The sequence below is a fragment of the Duganella sp. Root1480D1 genome, assembly GCF_001427305.1.
In the GTDB taxonomy this organism is placed as follows: domain Bacteria; phylum Pseudomonadota; class Gammaproteobacteria; order Burkholderiales; family Burkholderiaceae_D; genus Rugamonas.
Genome location: NZ_LMFZ01000009.1, coordinates 1 through 24,780 on the forward strand (window position 1 = coordinate 1; position 24,780 = coordinate 24,780).

Annotated in this window: 20 protein-coding genes; 5 read left to right on the plus strand and 15 right to left on the minus strand. The window is 63.6% G+C overall.

Features of this window, described 5'->3' with window-relative positions:
• Positions 1-119 precede the first annotated feature (119 nt).
• The 6 genes from ASD58_RS10995 to ASD58_RS11020 all read right to left on the minus strand — a co-directional run bounded on the left by ASD58_RS10995 (position 120) and on the right by ASD58_RS11020 (position 7,632).
• Complete coding sequence (locus ASD58_RS10995) at positions 120-2,873, minus strand: TonB-dependent receptor (protein ID WP_057261167.1); 2,754 nt, start codon at positions 2,871-2,873, stop codon at positions 120-122.
• A gap of 339 nt (positions 2,874-3,212) precedes the next feature.
• On the minus strand, positions 3,213-4,580 hold the full coding sequence (locus ASD58_RS11000) for a sulfite reductase subunit alpha (protein WP_057261168.1): 1,368 nt from the start codon (positions 4,578-4,580) through the stop codon (positions 3,213-3,215).
• Complete coding sequence (locus ASD58_RS11005) at positions 4,577-5,617, minus strand: FAD:protein FMN transferase (protein WP_057261169.1); 1,041 nt, start codon at positions 5,615-5,617, stop codon at positions 4,577-4,579. The genes ASD58_RS11000 and ASD58_RS11005 overlap by 4 nt, the downstream gene beginning before the upstream one ends.
• 4 nt (positions 5,618-5,621) lie before the next feature.
• A complete protein-coding gene (locus ASD58_RS11010) occupies positions 5,622-6,449 on the minus strand; it encodes a DUF4198 domain-containing protein (RefSeq protein WP_057261170.1) in 828 nt (275 codons plus the stop codon).
• Between the two features lie 9 nt (positions 6,450-6,458).
• A complete protein-coding gene (locus ASD58_RS11015; RefSeq protein WP_057261171.1) occupies positions 6,459-6,974 on the minus strand; it encodes a DUF2271 domain-containing protein in 516 nt (171 codons plus the stop codon).
• 10 nt (positions 6,975-6,984) lie between these two features.
• Positions 6,985-7,632, minus strand: coding sequence for a PepSY-associated TM helix domain-containing protein (locus tag ASD58_RS11020; protein ID WP_057261172.1), 648 nt, complete (start codon positions 7,630-7,632; stop codon positions 6,985-6,987).
• Between the two features lie 170 nt (positions 7,633-7,802).
• Between ASD58_RS11020 and ASD58_RS11025 the strand changes: the two genes are divergently transcribed.
• Entirely contained in the window at positions 7,803-10,052 is a 2,250-nt protein-coding gene (locus ASD58_RS11025; RefSeq protein WP_229209959.1) for a catecholate siderophore receptor Fiu, read from the plus strand.
• 275 nt (positions 10,053-10,327) lie between these two features.
• On the opposite strand, the gene ASD58_RS11030 is transcribed toward ASD58_RS11025, so the two are convergent.
• The 6 genes from ASD58_RS11030 to ASD58_RS11055 form a co-directional block, all read right to left on the minus strand.
• On the minus strand, positions 10,328-10,672 hold the full coding sequence (locus ASD58_RS11030) for a KGG domain-containing protein (RefSeq protein ID WP_057261173.1): 345 nt from the start codon (positions 10,670-10,672) through the stop codon (positions 10,328-10,330).
• 124 nt (positions 10,673-10,796) lie between these two features.
• Positions 10,797-11,453 (minus strand): ligase-associated DNA damage response endonuclease PdeM, encoded by a 657-nt coding sequence (pdeM, locus tag ASD58_RS11035; protein ID WP_057261174.1) that lies wholly within the window; start codon positions 11,451-11,453, stop codon positions 10,797-10,799.
• Complete coding sequence (locus ASD58_RS11040) at positions 11,450-14,002, minus strand: ligase-associated DNA damage response DEXH box helicase (RefSeq protein WP_082565355.1); 2,553 nt, start codon at positions 14,000-14,002, stop codon at positions 11,450-11,452. The genes pdeM and ASD58_RS11040 overlap by 4 nt, the downstream gene beginning before the upstream one ends.
• Positions 13,999-15,633: an ATP-dependent DNA ligase gene (locus ASD58_RS11045; RefSeq protein ID WP_057261175.1), complete on the minus strand. Its 1,635-nt coding sequence runs from the start codon at positions 15,631-15,633 to the stop codon at positions 13,999-14,001. The genes ASD58_RS11040 and ASD58_RS11045 overlap by 4 nt, the downstream gene beginning before the upstream one ends.
• Positions 15,626-16,630 (minus strand): ligase-associated DNA damage response exonuclease, encoded by a 1,005-nt coding sequence (locus tag ASD58_RS11050; protein ID WP_057261176.1) that lies wholly within the window; start codon positions 16,628-16,630, stop codon positions 15,626-15,628. The genes ASD58_RS11045 and ASD58_RS11050 overlap by 8 nt, the downstream gene beginning before the upstream one ends.
• 2 nt (positions 16,631-16,632) lie before the next feature.
• Complete coding sequence (locus ASD58_RS11055) at positions 16,633-18,057, minus strand: ATP-dependent DNA helicase RecQ (protein WP_057261177.1); 1,425 nt, start codon at positions 18,055-18,057, stop codon at positions 16,633-16,635.
• A gap of 64 nt (positions 18,058-18,121) precedes the next feature.
• On the opposite strand from ASD58_RS11055, the gene ASD58_RS11060 reads away from it, so the two are divergent.
• On the plus strand, positions 18,122-18,631 hold the full coding sequence (locus ASD58_RS11060) for a GAF domain-containing protein (RefSeq protein WP_057261178.1): 510 nt from the start codon (positions 18,122-18,124) through the stop codon (positions 18,629-18,631).
• A 77-nt stretch (positions 18,632-18,708) separates the two neighbouring features.
• Positions 18,709-19,140 (plus strand): DUF29 domain-containing protein, encoded by a 432-nt coding sequence (locus tag ASD58_RS11065; protein ID WP_057261179.1) that lies wholly within the window; start codon positions 18,709-18,711, stop codon positions 19,138-19,140.
• Between the two features lie 71 nt (positions 19,141-19,211).
• On the opposite strand, the gene ASD58_RS11070 is transcribed toward ASD58_RS11065, so the two are convergent.
• Entirely contained in the window at positions 19,212-19,976 is a 765-nt protein-coding gene (locus ASD58_RS11070) for a sulfite exporter TauE/SafE family protein (protein WP_057261180.1), read from the minus strand.
• Between the two features lie 88 nt (positions 19,977-20,064).
• On the opposite strand from ASD58_RS11070, the gene ASD58_RS11075 reads away from it, so the two are divergent.
• Positions 20,065-20,964 (plus strand): LysR family transcriptional regulator, encoded by a 900-nt coding sequence (locus ASD58_RS11075; RefSeq protein WP_057261181.1) that lies wholly within the window; start codon positions 20,065-20,067, stop codon positions 20,962-20,964.
• Here ASD58_RS11075 and ASD58_RS11080 read toward each other — a convergent pair.
• Both ASD58_RS11080 and ASD58_RS32625 read right to left on the minus strand, forming a co-directional pair.
• The gene (locus ASD58_RS11080) at positions 20,953-21,789 is read right to left on the minus strand and encodes an HDOD domain-containing protein (protein WP_057261182.1); all 837 of its coding nucleotides are present in this window, start codon (positions 21,787-21,789) and stop codon (positions 20,953-20,955) included. The two genes, ASD58_RS11075 and ASD58_RS11080, sit on opposite strands and share 12 nt — an antisense overlap.
• A gap of 8 nt (positions 21,790-21,797) precedes the next feature.
• Positions 21,798-23,819 (minus strand): methyl-accepting chemotaxis protein, encoded by a 2,022-nt coding sequence (locus tag ASD58_RS32625; protein ID WP_057261183.1) that lies wholly within the window; start codon positions 23,817-23,819, stop codon positions 21,798-21,800.
• A gap of 234 nt (positions 23,820-24,053) precedes the next feature.
• On the opposite strand from ASD58_RS32625, the gene ASD58_RS11090 reads away from it, so the two are divergent.
• A complete protein-coding gene (locus tag ASD58_RS11090; protein WP_229209960.1) occupies positions 24,054-24,779 on the plus strand; it encodes an ABC transporter substrate-binding protein in 726 nt (241 codons plus the stop codon).
• The last annotated feature ends 1 nt before the right edge of the window (position 24,780 follow it).

Here is a 24,780-nt window from a genome sequence, read left to right on the forward strand (position 1 = left end):
CTCCGGCAATCGGACATTTTGCTGCGCAAAATGTCCGATTGCCGGAGCTGACCCCGACTTTCAAAAAAAAACGCCCCGGCGCTTGCGCGCACGGGGCGTTTTGCTACTGAGGGCAGCGCTTAGAAGGCGTAATTGCCGGTCAGGTAGAAGGTGCGGCCCATTGGGTCGGCGTAGCGTGGGTCGAAGCCAACCTGGTGGCCCGAGGAGTTACGCAGCGACAGAGGAGGATCGCGATCCAGCAGGTTCTTGATACCGGCGCGCAGTGCCAACTGTTTGTTGACAGTCCACTTGCCTTGCCAGTCCCAGGTCAGGTGCGAAGGCACGTGCAGGCGGATCTTCTCGCTCACGTTGGTGTCCAGGTTCAGCACGGTCGCCGACGCGTCGGTATAGCCGTTGCGGTAGTTGGCGATCAGGGTGTTGCTGAAGGCACCAGTCTCCAGGGTGGTGGTCCAACGCACAACGTGACGGAACGCGACTTTGTTGTCGGTGCCGAAGAAGTTCATGTCGTTGGTCCACTTGTCCGAAGTGCCTGGCTCGGTGTAGTCGGACTTGATCAGGTAGGTACCTGCCAGGTTCGAGGTCAGGTTGCCGAAGCCGAACTTGTGGCGTGCGGTGAAGTCCCAGTCCAGGCCCTGGCTGTGGGTCTTGCCGATGTTGATCGACAGCGACTTGAAGGCCCAGTAGGTAGCGCCGGTTGCAGGCTGGGTGAAGGTGGTGAACAGGTCACGGAACTTGACCGGGTCGGAGAACGCCAGTTGCTCGGACACTTCCGAAACCGCGTCGGTCATCTTCACATCCCACAGGTCGGCACCGAAGGAGAAGGCATTGGTCGGTTCAGCGCGGAAGCCGATGGTGAACTGCTTCGACTTCTCAGGACGCAGGTCCGGATTGCCGCCGGAGTACACGTTGTACTGCGACTTGCCAGGCTGGCACAGCGAATCGTTGCCCAGGACGGTTGGGCAGCCGTAGGAGCTGGCGGTGAAGCCGGCGGTAACCAGCGGCTGGCCGATGTTCAGCATGGAAGGCGCCTTGAAGCCGGTGCCGTAGGAGCCGCGTACCAGGAAGCCCTGGGTTGGCTGCCAGCGTGCCGATACCTTGTAGGTGGTTGCGTGTTCACGCTTGCCCATCGTGGTATTGGTCAGGCCGTTGTCGATGGCGGAGTAGCCGTCGTAACGCACGGCGCCGGTCACTTCGACGGACTTCGTCACTGGAGCAGCCAGTTCGGTGAACAGACCGTAGGTGTCGCGATCCATGTCGTAACGTGCAGGAGTGCTGAAGTTGTAGATCGAACCGTTGCTTGCCGCTTCGGAAGGAGTCTGCTCGTAGTGGTAGTTGCGGAAGTCGCCGCCCACTGCGATCTGCACGGCGCCGCCTGGCAGGTTGAACAGTTCGCGCGAGCCGCGTGCGTCGATGCCCTTCAGGGTGGTCGATGCTTCACGGATCGAGCCGATGAAGGTCGCGTCGGACAGTTGCTGGGCAGTCGCCTTGGTGCTGCCGATTGGTTCGAACGGATTGATGGTGCGGCTGGCGATCATGTCGCGGAACGGCTGGTTCAGCGCGTAGCCGCCAACGTAACGCTCGTCGATCTTGTTGCGGGACCAGGTCAGGCCGGTGTTGAACGACCATGCGCCCAGTTCGCCTTCTGCGCCGGTAACGAAGTGGGTCGAATCGGTGATGGTGTTGCTGGCGCGGCTGCCAAAGTCAAAGGTGCGGTACAGGGCGTTGACCGAAGTCACACGCGAATCCTGGTCGGCGGTCAGGTATGGCTTGACGTAATCGTTGTAGTAAGCCGAACCTTTGGCAACGCTGATCGGCGCGGTGTTGGCGGCGATACGTGCGGTCAGGTCCAGGCGCGACAGCGCGGTCTCGGCGAACAGGTTGATGTTGTCGGTCAGCTTGAAGGTGGCTTTGCCGAAGAAGCTGTCACGCTTGTTCTCAGGAACGATTTCAACCATCGTGCCGGAGTCGAAGCCGCAGTTCTGGGTGGTAGCGTCGTTGGCGGCCTGGTAGAAGTTCACCGGAGCGCACTTGCCGTTAGCCTTGTAGTACGGGTTAAAACCGATCGACTCGGTGCCGGTGCCGCTGGCTTTGTTCATCTTGACCTGAACGTTGGCAGGGATTGCCGACGAGCTGGTGCGGTCCATCACGTAGTTGTGGCCATTGTGGGTAAATGGCACGTAGGAAGTCTTGGCGAACTCGCGCTCGGTGGCCTTGACGGCGGTGCGCTCGTCGTGGCGGTAGGAGCCAACCAGCTTGATGCGGCCCGCTTCATCGGTCCAGCCGGAGGTCAGGTTGAAGTAGGTCTGGCGGCCGGCGCTGCTGTCGAACGGCTGGGTGATGTTGGCTTCGATCGAGGTAGCTTTGACGCTGTCTTTCAGGATGAAGTTGATCACGCCGGCGATCGCGTCGGAACCGTACAGGGCGGATGCGCCGTCGGTCAGGATTTCAACGCGCTCAACCGCGCTCATCGGAATGGCATTCAGGTTAACGGCGGAACCCGAACCTTGCGGGGCCACGCGGCGGCCGTTCAGCAGCACCAGGGTGTACTCTTCACCGATATTGTGAATCGATGCGGACACGTTGCCGCCCGAATTCGAGCCGGCAGCGACTGCATCAACGGTGAAGCCTTGCATTGCTGGCAGGGCCTGGATCAGGTCGGCCACGGTGCCGGCGCCGGTCTTGGCGATGGTTTCGGCGGACAGGCGCTGCACTGGCAGTGCACCTTCGACGGCGATACGCTTGATCGCGGAACCGGTGATTTCAACGCGTTGCATCGGCGCTTCTTGCGCGGCTGCGTTGCCTGCAGCGATCAGGGCCAGGGCGGACATCGCCAGGCGCACGGAACGCGCACCGATCTTTTCTTGGAATGCCATTTCTTTACTCCTTCGGGTTTCTGAAAACGTTCGAATGAGCAAAGTTTCTTTTTTGCATTTTGCTCACCGACCGCGGATTATGGGGGGAGCAAACAAGCAATTTAATGCCCTGCAATTACATTTCTGAAAGTTACAGGGAAAATTCGCAAGATAGTGAAAGAATCGGAATTTAATTTGCCAAAAAACTAGGCATTTGTAGTTTTAACGCAACAACGCGAGAGACTTATTCAATACATATTGATTTATTACGGCGAGAACTTGCCACGCACATCCAAGATATGCTTGTAATAAATTGTATTCAGACTTGATTGAATTGTATTTATACTTGACCATGGGAAATTAATAGACGTCGCGCCGGTAGCGGCCTGAACGCGAAACTTTCGCTATTTCGTCTTCGCCAAGAATTTCGCGCAGGACGCGGTCAACGCCCGCTGCCATCCCTTCCAGGCTGCCGCAAACATAAATGGCGGCCCCCTCCTCCACCCATTCACGCACGGTTTCCGCCTGGCGCAACAGCAGGTCTTGCACGTATTGCCTGCCATCCGGGCCGCGCGACCAGGCCAGGTCAAGGCGCGGCAGCAAGCCGGTGCGCTGCCAGGCCGCCAGTTCCTCGTGGTAGAAGGCGTCGTGCGCCGGATCGCGTTCGCCGAACAGCAGCCAATTGCGCGCCTGGCCGGCGGCGGCGCGCGCCTTCAGGTGCCCGCGCAGGCCGGCCATGCCGCTACCGTTGCCGATCAGGATCAGCGGGCGAACGGCGTTGTCCCCGAGCCGGAAGCGGCGGTGTTCGCGCAGGCGCAGTCGCACCATGGCGCCCTCCGCAGCCTGCTGCGTAAGCCAGCCCGAAGCCAGGCCGTGGCTGCCGTCGCCATGGCGGTGCAGGCGTACCAGCAGGTGCACGCGGCCGTCGGCCGGGACCGATGCGACCGAGTATTCGCGCGGCCGATCGGGATCGGCCGGCGCGGCCACCTGCACCAGGTCGCCCGATTGCCAGGCCGGCAGCGCAAGGCCGGGCATCGGCTCCAGCTCAAGGTGGTAAATCGGCGCGCCGGCGCTGCCGGGGTTGAGCTGGCGGCGCGCCGCCAGGCGCCACTCCGCGAAATCGGGCGCGTCCCAGTCCGGCGCGTCGCTGGTGCCGGCCAGGTGGCTCAATTGCTGGCGCCAGGCGGCGATGGCAGGCGCGGCGCTGCGGTCGACCTCAACGCGCGGGAACAGCGCTTGCGCGCCGCGTGCCGCCAGCCAGGCGTCGAGCGCGCGGCCGAAGCCGCAGAAGCTGCTGTAGGCGCTGTCGCCCAGCGCCAGCACCGCGTAGTGCAGCTGCCCCAGCGCCAGGTCGCTGCGTGCCATCAGGCGCTGCGCAAAACGCGCCGCCGCATCGGGCGGATCGCCTTCGCCGTAAGTCGAAGTCAGGAACAGCACGCGTTCGGCCGCCTGCAGCGTGGCAGCGTCCAGTTCATCAAAATCGCACAGGTGGTTGGCAATGCCAGCCACACGCAGGGTTTCGCTGGTCTGGCGCGCCAGCAGTTCGGCGTTGCCGGTCTGGCTGGCGTAGGCCACCAGCCAAGGCGAATCGCGCGCCGCGGCGCGCGCGGCCAGCACTGCGGCGCGGACGCGCCGTGTGCGCAGCCAGGGCAGCAGGCATACCATGCCATAGCCGGCAATCATGGCGGCCGTCAGGGCGAGCCGGGTCGGGTCATTCGTCAGGATCATTCTTCTTCAAGCATTTTCTCGAAACGGCTGCTCAGGATTTCCCGCAGCGCCTCGCCTTCGCGCAGCAGGAAGCGCGCGGCCAGGCCTTTGCGTTCGGCCAGCGCCAGGCCTGGCTCGGGCCCCAGCACCGTCAGCGCAGTAGACCAGGCGTCGGCCGCCATGGCGCTTTCGTGCACGACCGTCACCGATGCCAGCGCATTGCTGATCGGCATGCCGCTGCGAGGATCGATGGTATGCGGGCGCCGCGTGGCGTCCTGCATGAAATATTTGCGGTAGTCGCCCGAGGTGGCGACGGCCAGGCCGTGCAAGGCGACGGCAATCTGGCCGGCACGGCCGGCACCGGCTGCTGGCGGCTCTTCCAGGGCCACCCACCAGGGCTGTCCATCGGGCTTGACACCGGCGCCGCGCAGCTCGCCCCCGACTTCGACCAGGTAGTGCCGGCAGCCCTGCCCTTCCAGGTAATGCGCCAGCTTGTCCACGCTGAAGCCCTTGGCCACTGCGGACAGGTCCAGCTGCACGCCGCCGGGCTGGAAGGCGCGCTTGCGCGGGCTGTCCAGTTCCACCACACGGCCCGCCATGGCGGCACGCACAGCCGCCACGTCGCGCGCAGCGGGCGGCACGAAGCCGGCCTGGTCATGCCGTCCAGCCGGGCCGAAACCCCACAGGTTGACCAGCGCGCCTGCGCAGGGGTCGCAGGCGCCGCCGGTCTCGCGCGCCACGTCGAGCGCGTACTTCAGGACTTCAAAAAAGTCGGCAGGCAGCGCATGCCAGGTGCAGGCGCCGGCGCGGTTGAAACGCCCCAGGTCCGAGGCCGGCTCCCAGTGGCTCATCTGCGCCACCACCTGCTCCAGTTGTTCCTGCAAGCCGGCCTGCAGGCTGGCCGCCCGCAGCGGTGCACCGGCAGCCATCGCGCCGGGCGCCAGCGCTACCCGCGCCGACCAGGTGGTACCCATGCTGGCGCCGCCGAAATCGACGATGCCCGCCCCCGCCGGCACTGGCACGGCGGAGATGGCGGGTGGCAGCAGTACCCGGCGCACCTGCTTACTGCGGCAGTACTTCCACCGTCGCAGCGTAAGTCACGCGGCGGGGCGGCATCTGGCGCGGACCCGGCGGCTGTCCCGCTTGCGGCGCAGCGGCGGCCGGCCAGCTGCTGGAGACCAGGTACATGCCCGCCTCGGGGATCTTGAAGCTGATCTCGCCCCTGGCATCGGTCGACAAGCGGATCTCGCCCAGCGTGCCGCGATAGCGCACGCCGCCCGGGATCAGGCTGAAGGCCTGGTTGGCTGCTGGCTTCCCGTCCAGCAGGAACTTCCATTTCGCTTCTTCGCCCGCGCGCATATCGTTCGGGTGCGTCACCGGTACCAGCTCCAGGCCAACGCCAGTCGGCTTGAACACCGCCTCGTCGGTCTTGTTGGCGCTGACGAAAGTCTCCAGGCGGCTGGCCGTGCGCGACACATTCAGCTCTTCCGCATTGGCCGGCACGTTGGCGGCCATCTCCGCCTCCTGGCCGCGCCAGCGCTTCACTTCACCATTGGCCTTCCAGCTTGCCATCACGGACTGGCTGACCAGGGCGATCTTGTAAGTGCCCGGCCTGGCCATCTTCACATCGAAGGTGGAACGCAGGCGGCCGGTCAGCGCGTTCTGCATGTCGACCCTGGCGCCATCCGGGCCGGTGATGGTGATGCCATCGAGCTTCAGGGGCTGGTGGTCGATATCGAACAAGCCTTCCGAGATCGCCGCATCCACGGTGACCCAGGGCTCCTTGGCATCGACCAGCGAGGATGAAGGCAGCAGCCATGGCTTGTGCGCCTGGGCACTGAAGGCGGTGCCGGCCAGTGCCAGCGCGATCAGGGTTTTTCTCAGCTTCATGGCGGGTCCTTAAGGTTTGACTTGCACGGTCACATCGCCCAGTTCTTCCTTGCCCTTGGCGGAGAAGGACTGCGCCGATTTCGGCGGCCACGCCACCGGCACTTTCACCAGCTCGCGGCCGCCCGCTTCGCGCGCCGCTTCCAGCACCAGCTGGTAATTGCCGGCCGGGAGCTTGTTCAGCGCATCTTTCGCCACCGGGAAGTTCAGGGAAACTTCGCCCGGGGCGCGGGTGGCGCCGCTCACGCCATCCATCGGCATTTCCACGTCACGGCCGGCCTTGCGCCACCACTGGCGCATGTCCTTCAGCCATTTGGTGCCGGCATTGTCCTTCTTCTTCACGTCGTACAGCACGGCCAGGTTGGCCACCACCTTCTGGTCCGCATTCTCCAGCCAGGCCGCCACGTATGGGCGGTGGTATTCGGCCACGTTCAGTTGCGGGATATCGAATTTCAGCGTCAGGTCGGCCGCCATCGCGGACGCGCTCACCAGCGGCAGTCCGACGGCGATGGAATAACGAAGTTTCATACAGAAGTCCTTAATGAATGTAGAGCAAAGCGATAACGCATGGAATGACAACGCCCAGGCCCACCATCGGCCAGGTGAACGGCCGCTTGGCCGCGTGGAATTTCAGGATCAGCAAGCCGGTAATGCAGAACACCAGGCAGGCAGCCGCAAAGATATCGATGAACCAGTTCCAGGCCGCGCCGGTATTGCGGCCCTTGTGCACATCATTGAGCCAGGAGATCCAGCCGCGGTCGGTGTTCTCGAATTCCGCCGCGCCGTCCTCCAGGCCGATGCGCACCCAGGCATCGCCGCCCGCTTTCGGCAGCGGCAGGTAGACCTCATCGACCGACCATTCGGCTTCGCGCCCGCCAGCCTTGAGCGACCAGGTGTCGCGCAGCCAGCGTTCGCCCGCTTCCGGCAGCGGCGCCTTTTCGCCGTCGTGCTTTGCGGCGAACGCATGCAACTCACCCACCAGGGCGTCGGGCGCGGTGGCCTGCTGGCGCACCACGGACGGCTTGGCCTCGATCTGGCTGGCGTGGTTCAAGGTGATGCCTGTGACCGCGAACAGGAACATGCCGAGCAGGCACATGGCCGAACTGACCCAATGCCATTCATGCAGGAGCTTGAGCCAAACGGCGCGCTTGGCCTGGCGATTCGCCTCGATTTCTGGACTGCTCAAGTTGTTACTTTCCATAAGTGAATACCGGATGATAATGCACCAGACTTGCTAATGCAATTGAGAATCGTTATCATTTACATTGCTTTACATACCCGCAACAGCCAGCCATCTCCAGTTTGACGGATGCAGCCAGCCGTAAAACATCAACTGCATCAAATCTGGAGAGAATTTTGACTATCCGTAGCCGCAAGCACACGCTGGCCACCCAGCCGCTGCTGAACCAATCCCTGCTCGCCATGGCCGCCATCGGCCTGCCCTTGTCCGTCCAGGCCCAGGCGCAGGAAAAGACCATGGCCGAAGTCAAGGTCGAAGCCGCCGCCGACGTCGCCTACAAGGTTGACCGCGCGTCTTCGCCGAAACTGACCGCCCCGCTGGTGGATACCCCGCAAACCATTTCCGTGATCAGGAAAGAACTGATCCAGGAACAGGGCGCCTCCTCCATCGTCGAGGCCCTGCGCAACACCCCCGGCATTACCTTGCAGCTTGGCGAGAACGGCAACACCAGCGCCGGCGACACCTTTCAGATGCGCGGTTTCGCCGCCCAATCCTCGATCTTCGTCGATGGCATCCGCGACCTTGGCGCCGTGACCCGCGAAGCATTCAATATCGAGCAAGTCGAAGTGGCCAAGGGTCCGGCCGGCGCCGACATCGGCCGCGGCGCAGCCGGCGGCTACATCAACCTGGTCTCCAAGCTGCCAAGCCGCGAGGAATCGACCGCGGCATCGCTCGCCTACACCCAGGGCGGCGTCAAGCGCGGCACCGCCGACGTGACCCGCAGCTTCGGCAGCAGCGGCGCCTTCCGCCTGAACGCCATGGTGCAGGATGGCAGCCTGAAAGGCAGCAAGGCGCTGGACCGCGAAAGCAAAGGCTTCGCACCATCGATCGCCTGGGGCCTGGGCACGCCGACCCGCCTCTACCTGTTCTCGCAGCACGTGCGCCAGGATAACGTGCCGGACGGCGGCATTCCAAGCGTGGGCGTGGAAGGCTTCTACAATGCCGGCTCCGCCCTGCGCACCGCACCGCGCGTGGAGCGCAACAACTGGTATGGCATCAAGGGCGATTACGAGAAAGTCGACGCCGACCTGCTGACCGCCAAGATCGAGCACGAGCTGGCGCCAAAGACTACGCTGACCAACACCACCCGTTGGGGCAAGTCCAAGATGGATCGCATCCTGAGCGGCATCAATACCCTCAGCGCGCCGACTGCTGATCCGGCTACCTGGACCATCAGCCGCACGCGCCAGAGCGTGCTGCAGGAAAACAAGATCCTGGCCAACACCACCAATATCGTCAGCGAATTCACGCTGGGCGGGCTGCAGCACACGCTGTCCACCGGCCTCGAGCTCCTGAGCGAAGAGCAGTTCTCGCCGAGCCGCCTGGCCTCCAGCCTGGGCACGGCGCCGGCCGCCAAGCTGTACCACCCGAACCCGAACGACACCCTGACCGGCTTCAATCCAGTCCTGAGCGGCGCCTTCACCAACGGCAAAACCGATACGGTCGGCGCTTACGCCTTCGACACCGTCAAGCTGAACGAACAGTGGCAAGTCAACGGCGGCCTGCGCGTAGAGCGCTACAAGACCAGCACCGACAGCGCCACGCTGAACACCACCACCAACGTGCTGAGCGGCGCCCACGTCGAGAAGTCGGGCAACCTGGCCAGCATCAAGGCAGGCCTGCTGTACAAGCCGACCGAGGACGGCAGCGTCTACCTGGCCTACGCCAATTCCAAGACACCGCCGGGCAGCGCCAATCATTCGCTGGCCGCGCAAACCGCGGCCAACGCCAACAACCCGGCACTGAAGCCGCAGAAGACCACCAACATCGAGCTGGGCACCAAGTGGGACGTGATCCAGAAGCAGCTGGCCCTGACTGCCGCGCTGTACCGCACCACCAACAAGGACGAATTCCCGCAGCTGGTGGATGCCGTCACCAACACCTGGGCGCAACTGGGTGAACGCCGCGTGCAAGGCGTGGAGCTGGGCGCGGTAGGCCAGATCACCAAAGCCTGGAGCGTGACTGCCGGCATCGCCACCATGGATACCGAGATCAAGGAAGGCACCACCGGCAACAACGCCGTTGGCGCAGCCACGCGCTGGTCGCCGAAAGTCTCGGCCACCATGTGGACCACCTACAAGTTCGACGACAAGCTGACCGTTGGCGGCGGTGCGCGCTACATGGGCGAGCAGAAACGCCTGATCGATCCGTCCCAGTCCGCCGCCACCACCAACATGCCGGCCATCCCGCACTACACGGTGGTCGATGCCATGGTTTCGTACAAGCTGAACAAGAATGTGGCCCTGCAGCTGAACCTGTACAACCTGTTCGACAAGTTCTATGTCAATACCCTGAACAACAGCGGCGCCCGTGCCACCCTGGGCGCGCCGCGCTACGCCCAGTTGACCGCGAATTTCATGTTCTAAGGAAACCGGCGTAAAAAAGGCGATCAATGCGTCCGGCCCTGGCGCACCGCCTTCGGTGCCCAGTCCACTGCCGCCCTGCCGCGAACCGCTTTCCGTAACGCTTTGCCGGTTGCCTGGCAAAGGCCGGTCAGCGCGGCGGATCTGGCCTTCCGGGACCGTGGCGTTGCCGATCTCCGGATGCTCTGTATCGACCAGCACAAAGTTTTGCTGGTTCTCCGTGTCCTTACTGGGTTTATCAGGCCTTCCCATGCTGGCCTCCTTGCTTCAATTGAAACTTAGTACTTATCGCCACCCTGCTTGTTGCCCTGGTAGTCCTGCTGGAAGTCCTTGCCGACTTCCTGCTGGCCCTGGCTGGGTTGCTGCTCGCTACGGCTGGCATTGCCGCGCGATCCGCTCTGGCGGTTGCCGTCGTTCTTGTGGCTCATGCTGCCGGCGCGGCGTGCTTCCTCGGAAGTGAACTCGTGCGCGGTGCCCTTCTGGTGGGCAGCGCGGCCGCCTTCGGAAGCGATTTCCCGCTGGCGTTGTGGGTCCATGGAGGCAAAGCCACGTGCACTTTGCTTGCTGCCGGCCGGACTATCCTGCCGGTTGCCGCGTTTGTCGCCTGGATTATTCGAAGCCATGATTCGTCTCCCTGCTCGGTTCGGTGGAAAAGACCCCCGCGGCGTAGGCGCGGGAGAACTCATGTTAGTGCAAGCACTGTACAGGTAATATAGGACGTTCAGCGCGACAAATGTAGGATATCGCCTACCTTTTTTCAATCAGGAAAACTGAATCTTCGGCAACCACATAGACTTTGTCGCTGGCTTGCGGAATTAAAGAGTGCCCGCCAGTAAAGGCGCCAAAGGCCGGCAGGATGGCACGGCTAGTGCCGAGCAGAAAGCAAGGCAGGCGCAGGGACTCGCGCGCGGTGCGCAGGTGAAACACGGGATGCACATGTCCGGCAATGGCGTAGCCTTCGCAAGCCACGCCGGGATGGTGGCACAAGGCGAAAGGCCCGCAGGCAAAGGGCTCGTCGGCCAGCGCTACATGCAACAGCTCCGAGGGATCGCCGGCATGCCAGTCATGGTTGCCGCGCACCAGCAATAGCTCCAGTTCCCGGTGACGGCTGCGCCAATCAAGCATGGCTTGCAATGTTGCCGGCGCCTGCGCTGCCTTGGCATGCAGGAAGTCGCCGAGGAAAATTATGCGCTGGGCATCATGCGTGGTTAACAACGTTTCGAGCGCTGCAAGGTTTTCGCTGGTGGTCCCGCGCGGCACCGGCACGCCTTGCGCGCGAAAGCTGGCGGCTTTGCCGAAATGGATGTCGGCCACCATCAAGGTCCTGGCGGCCGGCCAGTACAAGGCTTTTTGCGGCAGAAGCAGCACCTGCTCGCCCGCCAGTTCGGTGGCCATGGCAGTCATGGGCCGGCTGCCTTTTCCAGCTCGCGCAGCATGCGTGCCACGCGGTCGGACAATCTTTCCGTCGTCAGCTTCTCCCGGAAGCGCTCAACCATCAGCGCAAAGCCGAACGGCGTAGCGCGGCGCACCTGGTGGAAGCTGGCTTGCCGCTGCTGCAATTCGGCCAGCGTAGTGCGCAGGCGCCCCAGTTCCAGCTCCTGCTCCAGCACCTCGCGCTGCGCCTGCGTCAACAGCAGGTTGCCCGCATCGTGCTTGCGGAAGACTTCAAAGAACAACGAGGAGGAGGCCTGCAACTGGCGATTGCTTTTGGGCTGGCCAGGATAGCCCTGGAAGATCAGTCCTGCAATGCGCGCGATTTCGCGAAAACGGCGTTGCGACAGTTCGCCGGCATTCAGGCTGGCCAGCACGTCTTCCAATAAATGATCGGTGGTGAAGGCGCCGCCATCGCCCAGCGCTTCGCGCCAGGGCAGCGCTTCCGGCGCCAGCAATTCAAAGCCGTAGTCGTTGACGGCAATCGAGAACGTGGCAGGCCGTGCGCGTGCAATGCGGTAGGCCAGCAAGGAGGCCAGTCCGATGTGCACTGAACGCCCGGCAAAAGGGTAGACAAAGAGATGATGCCCTTCCCTGCTTTCCATGGCCTCGATTACGGTGGTGTCCGGCGTGGGCAGCGCCGACCAGCGCCGCTGGATTTCCAGCAGCGGCCGGATGGCCTGCATTTCCGGGCCTTCGTAACGGCCTTCGGTGGCGTGCCGCAACTGTTCCAGCGCAGCGTGGGCAAGTTCGGACGATAGTGGCATTTTGCCGCCCTGCCAGCGCGGTACCGCACCCTTGGCACCGGTTGCGCGGCGCACGAATGCCGTCATTTCATGCATGCGAACGAATTCGAGGATGCGGCCGCCGAACAGGAAATGGTCGCCACTGGCCAGCCGCGCGATAAAGCCTTCTTCCACGCTGCCAAGTGCGGACCCGTTCATGTATTTCACCTGCACCGTCGCTTCCGAAACAATGGTGCCGATGCCCATGCGGTGGCGGCGCGCGATGGCGGCATCGGGCACGCGGTAGACGCCTTCCTCGTCCGGCAGCACGCGGCGGTATTCGGGATATGCCGACAAGCTTTGCCCGCCGCGCGCCACGAAGTCCAGCGCCCATTGCCATTCCTCCTGGCTTAGTGCGCGATACGACCACGCAGTGCGCACCTCGGCCAGCAGTTCCTCGCTGCGAAAGCCGCCGCCCAGCGCTACCGTAACCAGGTGCTGCACCAGCACGTCGAGCGGCTTTTCCGGTGCCAGCCGTGGCTCGATATGGCGCTCGCGCACGGCTTCGATGGCGCCTGCCGCTTCCAGCAGTTCCAGGCTGTGGGTCGGCACCAGCGTGATGCGCGAAGTGCGGCCGGGAGCATGGCCCGACCTGCCGGCGCGCTGCAGCAGACGCGCAATGCCCTTGGCGCTGCCAATTTGCAGCACTCTTTCGACCGGCAGGAAGTCGACGCCCAGGTCAAGGCTGGACGTGCACACCACTGCTTTCAGCTTGCCCTGCTTCAGGCCCTGCTCGACCCACTCGCGCACTTCCTTGTCGAGCGATCCATGATGCAGGGCGATCAGGCCTGCCCACTCGGGCCGCGCGTCAAGCAGGTTCTGGTACCACAGCTCGGCCTGCGAGCGGGTATTGCAGAACACCAGGGTGCTGGCGTGCTGCGCGATCTCCTTGGCTACCGGCTCCAGCATCTGGATGCCAAGGTGGCCCGCCCAAGGGAAGCGCGACGGATGGCCGGGAATCAGGGTGTCGACCCGCAGCTCCTTGCGCAGGTGGCCCTGGACGATAGCGCCATGCGGCGCCAGCACTTCGCGTGCCTGCTGCAGATTGCCGAGGGTGGCGGACAAGCCCCACACTACCAGCCCCGGTTGCCAGTGGCGCAAGCGCGCCAACGCGAGTTGGGTTTGCACGCCACGCTTATTGCCCATCAGCTCATGCCATTCATCGACCACCAGCATGTCGAGGTGCGCAAACAGCTCTTTCGCCTCCGGGCGGCTGAGCAGGACGGTCAGGCTTTCCGGCGTCGTCACCAGCGCATGGGGCAGGACGCGCGCTTGCCGGGCCCGGGTGGCGCTGTCCGTGTCGCCGGTGCGCGATTCGATTTGCCAGCCGGGCAGCAGGCCGGCAGCCGACGACTGCAAGGCGCGCAGCGTATCGGCGGCCAGCGCTCGCATCGGCGTGATCCAGAGCACGCGCAGGCCCGGCTTGCGGCTGGCCTTCGCGCGCTGCAAAGCGGCCAGCCATACCGCCAGCGTCTTGCCGGAGCCGGTCGTTGCGTGCAGCAGGCCAGATTCGCCGCGCCCGGCAGCATCCCATACCTCGCGCTGGAAGGGGAAGATCGACCAGCCGTGCGCTGCAAACCAGGCTTCGACCTCCTCACGCGAAGGGCCGGCGGGCGAACCCGCGGCAGGCAAGCGCACCGGCACTGGCGCCGCGTCCTCGACCGAACCTGCTGCGCCGGACGCGGCGGCCGCCCGCCGGGGCGGCAACGGGCGCGGGCGCGGAAAGCCAGGACTCATGGCGGCGCCTGCGCCAGCAAGCCACGCAAGGTATCAAGCGTGTCGGCATCTTCCACGTCCTTGTCGTCGCGCCGCCGCAGGATGCGCGGAAAGCGCACCGCAATCCCCGACTTGTGGCGCGGCGACTGCGCAATGCCTTCGAAACCGATCTCGAACACCATGGTCGGCCTCACGCTGCGCACCGGCCCAAAGCGCTCGATGGTGGTGCGGCGCACTGTATTGTCGACCTGCGCAATTTCCGCATCCGTCAAGCCGGAATAGGCCTTGGCAAATGGCACCAGCTTGCGCGCTCCATCCGCATCGCTGTCCCACACCGCAAAGGTGTAGTCGGTGTACAGCGAGGCGCGCCGCCCATGCCCCGCCTGGGCATAAACCAGCACCGCATCGACGCTGAACGGATCGATCTTCCATTTCCACCAGGTACCCACATCCTTGGTGCGCCCGACACCATACTGCGCAGCGCGCGCCTTGAGCATCATGCCCTCCATGCCCCGCGCGCGCGACTCGGTCCGGATCCTGGCAAGCTGCGCCCAGTCTTCCGCCAGCACCAGCGGCGACAAGCGCAATTGCGGCTGGCCTGCCTGCACCACCAACTGTTCCAGCAAGGCGCGCCGCTCGTGCTGCGGCAACTGGCGCACATCGACGCCATCGAGCTCCAGCAGGTCATAGGCGACCAGCACCGCCGGCAGCTCCGCCAGCAGTTTCGTGCTGAGCAGCTTGCGCCCAATGCGCTTCTGCAGTGCTGCAAACGGCGCCGGCGCATCGCCCTGCGGCCACACCAGGATTTCGCCATCGATCACCGTTCCCTGCGGCAGGCGGATAGCGAGCAGTTCGGGAAAGCGCTCGGTGATCAGGTCCTCGCCGCGCGACCACAGGAAATTGAGCCCGCCCCGCGCTACCAGCTGCGCACGCATACCATCGTATTTCCATTCGACCTGCCAGTCCGCCAGCTCGCCCAGCGTGGCGGGATCGGCCTGCAAGGCATGCGCCAGGAAAAATGGATACGGTTGTCCGCCCCGCTCCGCATGTTCGGTTGCCGATGGCGCCGCGATCAATTGCAGGAAGCCTTGCGCGGTCGGCCGCACGCTGCCATCGGTCCAGCCCATCAGGCGCTGCGCTACCAGCTTGCTGTCGACCGCCGCGATGGCGCTGAGCGCGCGCGTGACCAGCAGGCGCGACACGCCAACGCGGAAGCCGCCGCCGATCAGCTTCACCAGCAGGAAGCGCTCGCGCGTCTCCAGTTCATCCCAATAGCCGAACAGGGTCGCCCGCACGTCGTCCGGCGCTGCCCCACGCAGGGGCGCAATGCGCTGCTCGATCCAATCGGCCAGGCCAATATCGCTCTCCTGCCTGGGTGCCGGCAGGATGTGGGCGATCGTTTCGGCCAGGTCGCCGACCGCGTTGTAGCACTCGTCGAACAGCCATTCTTCCAGTCCTGCATATTCCGTCGCATATTGGCGCAGCAGCTTGACCGGCACCGCTTGCCGCGGCTTGCCACCGGCGAGGAAATACACCGCCCATGCCGCATTCTCCGGCGCAGCTTTGCTGAAGTAGGCTTGCAACGCATTCAGCTTGCGCTTGGTGGAGGTGGTGTCGTCCAGTTCCGCGTAAAGGCGGGCAAACTCACGCATCGCTGGCCTCCCCCGCCTCCTCGTCGCCGTACTCGGTATCGAAACCTTTCGCATCGTAGCCGTTCTGGCAAAGCCAGCGCACCATGACGGGAATCGACCCATGCGTCACGATCACGCGCTGCGCTCCAGTCGCGCGGATGGCCTGCATCAAGCCGGGCCAGTCGGCATGGTCGGACAACACAAAGCCGCGGTCCACCGCGCGCCGCCGGCGCGCACCGCGCAACTGCATCCACCCGCTGGCAAAGGCGTCGCTGAAATCGCCAAAGCGGCGTATCCATGGCGATCCGGCAGCCGATGGCGGCGCCAGCACCATCGACTGGCGCAGTGCTGCCTTGTCGACATCGCTCACCATGACGGTCGGCGGCAACGCAATGCCGCCCTCGCGATAAATCCGGTTCAGCGGTTCCGCCGCGCCATGGCAGACAATGGGCCCAATCGAAGGATCGAGCCCGCTCAGGATGCGTTGCGCCTTGCCGAAGGCGTAGCACAGCATGACACTGCAACGGCCCTCCTGCGCGTTGCGGCGCCACCAGGCATTCATATCGTCAAAGATTGCCTGCTGCGGCTGCCAGCGGTAAATCGGCAGGCCGAAAGTGGACTCGGTGATGAAGCAGTGGCAGCGCACCGGCTCGAATGGCGTGCAGGTGGCATCCGGCTCCACTTTATAGTCGCCCGAGGCGACCCACACTTCGCCCTGGCATTCCATGCGCACTTGGGCCGAGCCGAGCACGTGCCCGGCCGGGTGCAGCGAGATGCGTACACCGTTGTGCTCCAAAACTTCGCCGTAGGCCAGCCCCTGGAGGTTGATCTCACCGAGGCGGGCACGCAGGATGCCGAGGCCGGGATCCGCGCACAGGTAATGCCCGTGGCCGGGACGCGCGTGGTCGCCATGGCCATGCGTGATCACGGCGCGCTCCACCGGACGCCAGGGATCGATATAGAAGCCGCCTGGCACGCAGTACAGTCCCTCCTTGCGCACGACAACCATGTCCGCCATCGTTACCCTCCTGTGCCGATTGTCGGTGGAGACCTGCAATTGTCGCAAGTACCGCAGCGCTCTATGCCAGCAGATTCGTCGCCAAAATAGTCAAGCAGCAGCTTCCAGCGGCAATAGCCGCTCTGCGCGTAAGACACCATCTGCGCCAATGCATCGCGGTCGTGCTCCTGCTTCTCGCGATAGCGTTCTGCCAGGCGCTCAAGATCCACCGGGCGAGGAGCATTGCCGGCCAGGCGATATTGCAGCTTGCGGTCCTGTTTCAGCCAGCCACCCTCCTTCAGCAGCTTGAGCGCGACCTGGCTGCGTTTGTCGCGCGGCCGCTCGCCATTGGAGGCTGCGTCATAGGCCGCACGCAGCAGGGCCGCATCGGGATAGCTGCGCGCCAGGAAGAATTGTTGCACCCGCTTGTCCTCATGGAAATACAATAGCGTGCAGTCGGCCGCGTCGGCGTCGCGCCCTGCCCGCCCGGCCTCCTGGTAATAGGCTTCCAGGCTGGCCGGTACCTGCAGGTGGATCACGAAGCGGATGTCGGGCTTGTCGATGCCCATGCCGAAAGCATTGGTCGCCACCATCACGCGGCGCGCGCCGGACATGAACATTTCCTGGTTCTGGTGGCGCTCGCCGGCATGCAGCTTGCCGTGGTAGAGCGCCACGCTTTCACCGGCTTCCTCAAGCACCGCCAGCATTTCTTGCGCAGCCTTGACGGTGGCGGTGTAGACGATGCCGCTGCCACCGGATTCCCGCACCAGGCGCAGCGCCTCTGCCGCACGCTCGTCGGCGTTGGTCACCTGGCGCACGGCCAGGTGCAGGTTGGGACGGTAGATGCCGGTATTCACCACCCGCATCTTCGGCGCACCAAGCTGGCGGCGGATATCGTCCACCACTTCGTCGGTAGCAGTGGCGGTCAGCGCCAATACCGGCGGACGGCCCAGTGCATCGAGTGCCGCGCCGATATCGAGGTAAGCCGGACGGAAGTCATGGCCCCAGCGCGAGATGCAGTGGGCTTCATCCACCACCACCAGGCCGATGTCGGCCTTATGCAGCAAGGACATGAACTCGGGCGTGGCCAGCCGTTCCGGTGTGCAGAACACTATGCGGTCTTCATTATTCTGCAAGCCCTGCAGCGCCTCATGCTGTTCTTCGGCCGACACCTTGCTGTTGAGCTGCCCCACTTCGATGCCGATATCGTCGAGCTTTTCAGCCTGGTCCTTCATCAGCGAGATCAGGGGCGATACCACCACCGTGCTGCCCTTCAGGATGGATGCCGGAATCTGGTAGCACAGCGACTTGCCGCTGCCGGTCGGCATGATGGCAAGCGTATCCTGGCCCGCCAGCACGCTGTCGATCACTTGTTGCTGGCCAGCACGGAGACGTTCGACGCCGAATACCTCGCGCAGCAGATGGCGGATTTGATGATGAGTAGCCATGCCCGCAACTTAACGCGATTGCTGGTAAGATGTCGGCGTCCTAAGTAACATACCGAGCTGCAATATGTCTTTCTCTCTCAGCGAAACCACCTACAGCACCGATACCCCCGAAGCCAAGCGCGCCATGTACGCAGACCTGCGCGCGCAACTGGGTGGCCTGGTGCACGGCGAACATGACTGGATCGCCAACACGGCTAATGCCAGCTCGCTGGTCTTCAACAGCATGCCCGGCTTGAACTGGGCGGGTTTCTATTTCATGCAAGGCCCGGATGAGTTGGTGCTGGGCCCGTTCCAGGGCAAGCCAGCCTGCATCCGCATCAAGAAAGGCCGCGGCGTGTGCGGCAGCACCGTTGAAAAGCGCGCGACCAGCGTGGTGGAAGACGTGCATGCCTTCCCTGGCCACATCGCCTGCGATGCCGCCTCGCGCTCGGAACTGGTGGTGCCGATCTTCGGCAAGGACGGCGAGGTGATCGGTGTGTTCGACCTCGACAGCCCACTGCCGGGCCGCTTCGATGCAGTCGACGCCGAAGGCATCGAATCGCTGGTTCGCATCCTCGAACAATCCCGCCCCTGACCTGTCTCAATTCTTGCTCCAGTCGCGCTTGACTGGGGCAAGTTTCAACGCCTAGCCTGTCCTTTGGGAGGCTAGCCATGAACCATACCGCTTACGAAGAAGATTTCATTCCCTGGGTCGAAACCCAGGCCGCCTTGCTGCGCGACCGCAAATTCGTTTTGCTCGACATCCCCAACCTCTACGAGGAGTTGACCAGCATGGCGTCCCATATTCGACACCAACTTGCCAGCCGCCTGCGGGTGCTGGAGGTACATTTGCTCAAATGCAGCTTCCAGCCGAAACGAAAGTCGAGTAGTTGGCATAAGACGATCTGCGAACAGCGCGCCCGAATAGCTCAGCTCTTGCAGCACTACCCCAGCTTGCAGCATGACTTGCCCGACGAAGCAGTTGGCGCCTACACGGTCGCAGTACGGCAAGCTGCACGCGAAACAGGCTTGGCCGCCGCGCGTTTCCCGGCAGTGCTACCGTTCACTGTTGACGAACTGCTTGACTTCGACTTTGAGCCTTAGGCAAGACCGCTCCGACCTTTACGGCGATACTGACCAGGACACCAAGCGTCCCGATTGTTTCCAGCAATGCGTTAAGCATGATTCCCTCCGAAGTAAGTCTTCCAGAAAAATGCCAGCGTAATACCGGACGTCGCGGCTAGCGTGATGGCGCGGATCACCTCGGGCGGTGCGCGCCGCCCAATCCTGGCGCCACCGTAGCCGCCGACGACGGCGCCAGCCAGCATCGCCAGCGTTACGGGCCAGTGCACCGCATTGGCCATGCTGAACGCCAGCACCGCCACCGCATTGGCAGCGCTGACCAGCAAGGTGCGCGGTGCATTCAGATCCTTCAGGTCGCGCTTGTCGATCAAGCCCCACATGGCCATCATCATGATCCCCACTGCCCCGCCGAAGTAACCGCCGTACACGCCCAGCGCGAACTGCACCGCCAGCACCGCCGGTGCGTGCACCTGCCAGCGTGCGCGCAAGGCGTTGCCCAGGCGCCGTCCAAAGGCCAGCGCAACCGACGCTACCAGAAGCAGCCATGGCAGCACCAGGGTGAAAGCAGTCGATGAAGTGCGCAGCAACAGCAAGGCGCCGGCCAGGCCGCCGCACAGCGTTGCGACCAGCAGCGCGCGCAGCGGCACCCCGCCGACCGGCCGCAGCCCGTCGCGGTAGGCCCAGGCGCTGGCCAGCCCGCCTGGAAACAGCGCCACCGTGCTGGAAGCATTCGCCTGAACCGGTGGCACACCCACGGTAATCAGCGCCGGCAGGCTGACGAAAGAGCCGCCGCCGGCCAGCGCGTTCATCGCTCCGGCCAGCAACCCTGCGGAAAAAGTCAGAATCATCGCATCCATGCCAACGATGTTAGTCGCCCGGCGGCAGCCACGCAATCTGGCAATTCCGGTGCTACACTTCGGAAATTCCGAATGCTGGAGACTTCTGATGCGCTTTGACCTGACCGATATGCGGCTTTTCCTCACCGTGGTGGAATGCGGCAGCCTGACCCAGGGCGCGCGCACCATGCACCTGGCGCTGGCCTCGGTCAGTGAACGTATTGCCGGCATGGAGGCGGCGCTGGGCGCTGCGCTGCTTGAGCGCAACCGGCGCGGCGTGCGCGCCACTGCGGCAGGCGAAGCGCTGGTGCGCCACGCGCGCTCGATCCTGGGCCAGGTCGAGCAGATGCGCGGCGAATTGCGCACCTATGCAACGGGCTTGAAGGGCCGCATCCGCCTGCTGTCCAATTCCGCCGCCCTGGCGGCATTCCTGCCGCCCCACCTGTGCCGCTTCCTCGCCGCCTATCGCGACCTGTCGATTGATTTGCTGGAGCGCCCCAGCGCGGAAATCGTCCAGTCCATGGTGGACCGCCGCGCCGACCTGGGCATCGTAGCCGACATCACCGACTTCGGCCCACTGCAAACGCACCTGATCGCCAGCGACCAGTTGGTGGTGGTCGCCAGCCATGCCCATCGCGTGGCCAGGAAAACTGCCGTGACATTCGCCGACATCCTTGGCGAGCCTATTGTCGGCATCGCCGATACCGCACTCGAAACCCACCTCGGCGAGCGCGCCTCGCGCCTGGGCCACCAGCTCGACTACCGCATCCTGTTGCGCAACATCGACCATGTGGCCATGCACGTCGAAGCCGGTATCGGCATTTCCATCATGTCAGGTGCCGTGGCGCGGCAATTGCGGCGCGAGCTGGCCATCGCGCCGCTGGCGGAAACCTGGGCCACGCGCCGCCTCTACCTGTGCGCGCGCGACTTTTCGGCCCTGACGCCGCACGCCAGGCTGCTGGCCAGACAGTTGCTGGAAGATGCACCGCCAACCGCCTCAGGCCAGTAGCGCCGCCCCCATCGAGCGCGCTTCGGCGGCGGCCAGGTCGAGCAGTTCGGCAAGGTCGGGGAAATTTTCCAGGCATTGCACGATGTCGGAGCGCCGCACCAGGTAATCGTCCTGCAGCGCAGGCAGCGGCGACAGCACGGGACACAGGTGGCGCGCCAGCAGCAGCGTGTCGCGCAGGCCGGACGGCGGCAGGCTGATGGCGCCATCGCGCAGCGTCATGATGGCGGCGCCCACCGCTTCCGGCACTTGCAGCTTGCGCAGCACTTCACGCGCCACGATTTCCTGTACCGGACCCAGGCGCGAGCCCATTTCATCGAGCAAGCCAGGTAGCTGGTCAGCCTGCGACAGCAGGAAGAAATTGCCGGCCTCATGCACGATACCGGCAAACAGCGCGGTGTCGGGATCTGTGCGGGTGATATGGTGCGCCACCTGGTAGGCGATGGCTGCCACGTGGGCGGAATACTTCCACAATTGCTCGGCGCGCTCGCGCAGTTGGGGATCGCGGATGCGGGCGCCGAACTGGCGTACCACCATGGCGGCGGCCAGCGAATACAGGTTGCGGTAGCCAAGCCGCATCACGGCAGCGCGGGCGCTGGTGATGGCCGGCGCGCCGTGGCGCCGGAACACTGCGGCATTGGCCAGGGCGACGGCACGCGCCGCCAGCACCGGTTCGCCCAGCACCTTGCGCGCTATTTCATCGTCGTGACAATCAGGGTCAGCCAATGCAAGCTGCAATGCCAGTGCGGCATTGACGCTGGTGGGGAATACCAGTTCCCCACGCTGCACTTCCGAGATAATGGTGGCTAAGTCCCTGAGCTTTTCCATGCAAGAAATTATACCGAGGCCGCCCGCAATGCGCGCACATTGCCTGGCAAGCGCCGCGAGGCAGCTGATTTACGCACTGCCGGTGCGGCCGCGCCCTCATTTCCCAGCGTGAAGATGCTGATCGATTTCACCAGCATTTGCGCCTGGTCCTGCAGGCTGGCCGATGCGGCCGCGGTCTGCTCCACCAGCGCCGCGTTCTGCTGCGTGGTGTCGTCCATCTGCGTCACGGCCATATTGATTTGCTCGATGCCGTTACCCTGCTCGGCCGATGCGGTGGCGATTTCCTGCATGATGGTGGTAATGCCCTGCACGCTCTTCAACACTTCCTGCATTGCCAGGCCGGCTTCGCCGACCAGGCGGTTGCCGGTTTCGACGCGGTCGACGCTATGGCTGATCAAGTCCTTGATCTCCTTGGCCGCCGAGGCCGAACGCTGCGCCAGGTTGCGCACTTCGGAGGCCACCACCGCAAAGCCGCGTCCCTGCTCGCCGGCGCGCGCCGCTTCCACTGCGGCGTTGAGCGCGAGGATATTGGTCTGGAAGGCGATGCCATCGATCACGCCGATGATGTCCACGATCTTGCGCGAGCTGTCATTGATTTCGCCCATGGTCTGCACCACTTGCGACACCACTTCGCCGCCCTTGCTGGCCACGCCGGAAGCGGTATGCACCAGGTGGTTGGCCTGGCGCGCATTGTCGGCAGTCTGCTTGACGGTGGAAGTCAGTTCTTCCATCGACGACGCGGTCTCTTCCAGGTTGGAGGCTTGCGCTTCCAGCCGCGAGGACACGTCGGCATTGCCGGTCGCGATATCGCGGCTGGCGGCATTGATCTGGTCCACGCTGGCGCGCACGTCGGACACGATGCCGCGCAAGCTCTCGCTCATGGTCTTGAGCGAGCGCAGCAACTGCCCCACTTCATTGGGCGGGCCGACGTCGAAGTCGCTATCGAGTTTCCCCTGCGCCACCTCGTCCGCCACGGCGATGGCATTTTGCAGCGGCCCCGTCACCGAACGGGCAATCAACACGCAGATCCATGCCGCAAGCGCAAACAGCAGCACCATCGAGACCACCATGATCCAGCGCTGTTCGGTAAAGCCGGAGATCTTCCCGGACAGCATGGCTTCGATTTCCTTCGCCGCCGCCTCGTTGACCGCGAACTGCATATCGATTGCCGCCGTAGTCTTGGCCACCCATTCCTCGCCGGAATACGTCAGCGGATCGGCTTTGACGATCTGTTCCGTGCCAAGTTCGACGATCTTGCGCGCAGCATCCCCCGCAGCGCGCAATTGCGCACCGAGCTTGGCGTCGATGGCAGGATTGGCTGCGCCAGCCTTGCCAAAGGCAGTCAGCGTCTGGTCCAGGCGGTCTGTCACGCGCGACATGATGGCCGCTTGCTGCATGCGGTCTTCAGGCGTGGCTTCTTTTTTTGCCAGCAGGCCCGCCCCTTTGGCGCGGGTCTTGCCGGTCTCCTCGGTCAGCCATGGCAACTGGTAAAACATCGACTGGATGAGCTGGTAGGTATCCTTGTCGGGATCCAGGCTCAGGCCATAGGCGTCGCCAATCAGCTCATTGACCTTGAGCAGCTTGGGCATCAGGCCAGTATGTCCGGCATAGCTTTGCGGCACGGTGATCTTGCCTTCGGCCACATTGTTGCGCAGGGTTTCCCATTCCTGCTTGGCAGCGGCGAAGGCATCGATGATGGCCTTGTCGCCCAGCGCGGCAGCAGCCTTTTCCAGGCGGGCGTAAGCTGCGTCCGCCTCGATCTGCTTGGCGCGGCGTTTTTCAGCCGCGGCGTTCACGCCCCCCAGTACCAGCGCCGACAAGCCGCGGTGCTGTTGCGTGTATTGGACGACTTTCAGGCCGTCCACCACGATAGGCAGGCCTTCATATTCGCCCTGGTAGGCTTCCAGCACCTTGCCGGCTTCACGCATGTAGAGATAAGCGGGAATGATTGCCAGCAGCGCCGCGATCAGGCCGAGGATCATGAACTTATGACCCAGCTTGAGTTGAGCGAGAAGGGAGGTAGGATTCATGGCAGTTTCCTAAAGTCAAGTTTGGCAAAAAGTGCGTGTCAGCACCGCGATACCTCTTGCTTTGATCTTATGCCGATTTATGGCCCAGCGTTACAATTCGTTAGAATTTGCTACGCAAATCTTTTTCTTAATCCCTATTTGTGTTGCAGCCGCGCGAAACAATTGCAAATGAAGAATTTAACTTTCATGATGCATGTAAAAGCGCTTTGCTATAGTGCGTGTATGAAATTTTTAATGCCGTTGCTGACGCTGATTGTGTCTTTGCTGCTGCCTGCGGCAAGGGCGGAAACAGTGACGGTATATACCAGCGCCAATTTCGCGCCCCTGGTGATCGACGGCACCCGCGGTATCTATTACGAAGCAATCGACTACCTGAACAAACAGGCCACGGACGGCACCAGTTTCCGGCTGGCCTACCTGCCGCGCAAACGGCTGCAGATGCGGCTGGAAGACGGCACGCTGGACGGCGTCGTTATTGGCATGATGCCCCAATGGTTTGATGACGTCGCACAGAAGAAATACCTGTGGACCACGGCCTTCGCCATCGATCACTTCGTGCTGGTGTCGCGCGCCGAACGTCCGGTGCAGATGGATGTCCCGCAAGGGCTGGCCGGCAAATCAATCGGCCTGACGCTGGGCTATGTCTATCCGGGAATCGATGAATGGATACAGCGCCACGGCCTGCAGCGCCAGGATGCCATGAGCGAGGAGATCAACCTGGAGAAGCTGCGCCGCGGCCGCATCGATTGCGTGGCGGTGTCGGAATCGGCAGCGCGCTATTTCGTGCGCCTGCACGGCTTGCACGGCAGCCTGACCTTCGTCGATTTGCCGGGCCGCGCCACCGAACGCCGCTTCCTGGTGCCACTGGGGCGCATTGACCTGTTCGACAAACTGGCGCCGATCGTCAAGCGCATGCGCGAAGACCCGCTGTGGCTGCGCATGACGTCCAAATATCAGTAGT